Source organism: Pseudoalteromonas sp. SWXJZ10B, assembly GCF_015864475.1.
In the GTDB taxonomy this organism is placed as follows: Bacteria; Pseudomonadota; Gammaproteobacteria; order Enterobacterales; family Alteromonadaceae; genus Pseudoalteromonas; species Pseudoalteromonas arctica.
This window is the reverse complement of sequence record NZ_JADYXD010000048.1, coordinates 1-3,161: the sequence shown is the minus strand read 5'-3', so window position 1 is coordinate 3,161 and position 3,161 is coordinate 1. Positions and strand designations below refer to the sequence as shown.

Annotated in this window: 3 protein-coding genes and 1 tRNA gene; 2 read left to right on the top strand and 2 right to left on the bottom strand. The window is 41.3% G+C overall.

Annotated elements, in window-relative coordinates:
* Positions 1–72: transfer RNA gene (locus tag I6F54_RS20085), tRNA-Gly, on the bottom strand.
* Between the two features lie 182 nt (positions 73–254).
* Positions 255–800, bottom strand: coding sequence for an oligoribonuclease (orn, locus tag I6F54_RS20080; RefSeq protein ID WP_007585019.1), 546 nt, complete (start codon positions 798–800; stop codon positions 255–257).
* A gap of 121 nt (positions 801–921) precedes the next feature.
* Here orn and rsgA point away from each other — a divergent pair, with 121 nt between their 5' ends.
* Positions 922–1,980 (top strand): small ribosomal subunit biogenesis GTPase RsgA, encoded by a 1,059-nt coding sequence (gene rsgA / locus I6F54_RS20075; RefSeq protein ID WP_010554253.1) that lies wholly within the window; start codon positions 922–924, stop codon positions 1,978–1,980.
* Between the two features lie 15 nt (positions 1,981–1,995).
* Positions 1,996–2,862: an archaetidylserine decarboxylase gene (asd, locus tag I6F54_RS20070; protein WP_004336058.1), complete on the top strand. Its 867-nt coding sequence runs from the start codon at positions 1,996–1,998 to the stop codon at positions 2,860–2,862.
* The last annotated feature ends 299 nt before the right edge of the window (positions 2,863–3,161 follow it).

Below are 3,161 nucleotides of genomic sequence, written 5' to 3'. Positions count from 1 at the left end.
GCGGTACACGAGGCTCGAACTCGTGACCTCGACCTTGGCAAGGTCGCGCTCTACCAACTGAGCTAGTACCGCATTTTCACTTCTTCAGTTATTTTACGTTGGTGCGCGACGGGTCGCGTTCAACATTCTAGCAACTGAGCTAGTACCGCATTTATTGATGGTAATTCAATCACTCAAACACACTAACCCCGCGTGGGTTATCGTCTTGAGCGGGGCAGGATTCTACAATAATACAGTCTGTTTGCAAGTGTTTTTTACAAATTAAAGAAATTTTCTCTATAGACTTTTAATTCCATAATCGAATCTTTAATGTCATCCAAAGCAAGGTGTGAGCCTTTTTTGTTCACTTTTGCAAGCACTTCTGGTTTCCAGCGACGTGCTAATTCTTTAATAGTACTCACATCAAGATTTCTGTAATGAAAGAAGTCTTCAAGCTCGCGCATATATTTATTCATAAAGCGGCGGTCTTGACCAATTGAATTACCACACATTGGCGAAGTGCCTGCTGGTACCCACTGCTTTAAAAACGCTAAAGTTTGCTCTACAGCATAGGCTTCATCAAAGGTACTTGCTTTGCAGCGTGCTGTTAAACCCGACTTACCATGCTGAGTAGTACACCACTCGTCCATGCCATTTAGTAATTCATCACTTTGATGAATAGCTATAGTTGGCCCTTCGGCTAATATATTCAGGTCTGCGTCAGTGACAACCGTCGCAATTTCGAGTATTTTATCGGTCTCTGGTTCGAGTCCGGTCATTTCAAGATCGAGCCAAATTAAATTTGATTTATTAATAGTCATAATTACCTAAGCGGTGCTTTCCTTTAGATCCAACGCATTTCGATATATCATATTAGCATCAACCGTCGAGCTAAAGCTTTTTTTAGGAAAAGCGACATTTAACTAAGGTTATAGGCCTCCAGTGGCAAAACAAAAAAAATTAAGTAAAGGCCAATCGCGTCAGATCAAGGCCAATCACCAAAAGCGCATTAATAGCGCAGACTCAAGACCGGCTAAAAAAGGGGCGCAAGAATGGCAAACCGATAACTTAGGTCAGGTCGAGAGCGCAATTGTGATCAGTCGTTTTGGCCAACACGCCGATGTCGAAACTGAAAATGGCGATGTACTTCGCTGTAATATACGCCGTACTGTGTCTAATTTAGTATGTGGTGATGAAGTATTATTTCGCCGTGCCAAAGTAAGTGAGGGTGATTTAGCCGGTGTAATTGAAGCCACGCAAGAGCGTCGCTCGCAACTTACCCGCCCTGACTTTTACGACGGTGTTAAAGTTATTGCAGCCAACATTGACCAAATACTCATGGTATCGGCTGTATTACCCGAGTTTACACCCAGTATTATCGACCGTTATTTAATAGCCTGTGAAGATATGGGCATTGAGCCAATTTTAGTGCTCAATAAAACCGATTTAATTGACGAAGCAGGCCTTAACGAAATACAAAAAGTTCTCGATATCTATCGTAAACTTGATTACCAAGTACTCCTTGTTAGTAATATATCAGGCGATGGTATTGATAAATTAAAAGAAGTACTTGTTGATAAAAATAATATTTTTGTTGGCCAAAGTGGTGTGGGGAAATCAACCCTCGTTAATACTGTATTGCCTAACGCTGAAATATTAACTAAAGAAGTATCTGAAAACAGCGGCTTAGGCCAACACACAACAACTGTTTCGCGACTTCACCATTTACCAAGTGGCGGTAACCTAATCGACTCGCCAGGTATTCGTGAGTTTGGTTTATGGCATTTAGATGTTGAGCGTGTAACGTGGTGCTTTAAAGAGTTTAGAGAATTTATAGGCGGGTGCCGCTTTAGAGACTGTAAACATTTAAACGATCCGGGTTGCATCGTTAAAGAAGCAGTAGCCGATGGAAGAATTTCTCAATTGCGCTTTGACAGCTACCACCGAATTTTAGAAACAATGGCCGATGGCCGTGCAGGCGCCCGTGCGCCTCGCGTATAATTTAGGAAAAATACTGTGAGTTTAGACAAATTTAAAATCGCAATGCAGTACGCAATGCCAAAACATTTTATTTCACGCGTAGTCGGCAAATTAGCTGCCGCAAAAGCGGGTGCTTTAACAACGACTTTAATTAAACTATTTATTAAGCAATATAAAGTAGATATGAGCGAAGCCCAATACCCAGATCCGGCTCATTATAAAAGCTTTAATGAATTTTTTACTCGCCCTTTAAAAGACGGCATGCGCCCAATGGTAGAAGATAGCAATATCATCATTCATCCAGTGGATGGCGCAATCAGCCAGCTAGGCGATATTGTTGACGGACAGCTAATACAAGCTAAAGGCCACGATTACAGCTTACAAGCGCTACTAGGCGGCTCACAAGATGATACAACACCATTTTTAGGCGGTAAGTTTGCCACTATTTATTTAGCGCCTAAAGATTACCACCGTATTCATATGCCAATTGATGGCACACTAAGCAAAATGATTTACGTGCCAGGTGATTTATTTTCAGTAAACCCACTTACAGCGCAAAACGTGCCTAACTTGTTTGCACGTAACGAACGTGTGGTAGCAATTTTTGAAACTGAGATTGGTCCGCTTGCAATGGTACTTGTTGGCGCAACAATTGTAGCCAGCATAGAAACTATTTGGGCAGGCACTGTCACGCCACCAGCAGGTAGCGATGTATTTAGTTGGAAATACCCAACCACTGGCGATAACGCTATCACGCTTAAAAAGGGTGAAGAAATGGGTCGCTTTAAATTAGGCTCTACTGTGGTACTAGCATGGGGTGCTGATAAAGCTGAAATACTGGATGACCAACTACCAGAAGTGGTTACTCGCTTAGGTACTGCGTTTGCAAAAATTAACGATTAAAATAAATCGTTAATTAGAAATAAAAAAACCGCGTTTATTTAAACGCGGTTTTTTTATTTTTGTAGGCGTAAAGCCTACTTACGCGTAAAGCGCCGCTTTTAATATTTATAACTGATACTTTACTTACTTATTGGCTTCTCTAAAGCGCAGCGCCCTCTAAACCTCTTTGTGAATAAATCACTTAAAATCTTATTGCACTAAGAGAAGCAAAAGAGATGTAAACCCCCTGTGTCAGGATAGTTGTCGCCTCTAACTTTTAATAGAGGCAGATAAAATGAGACGTCGATTTACACCAGAAT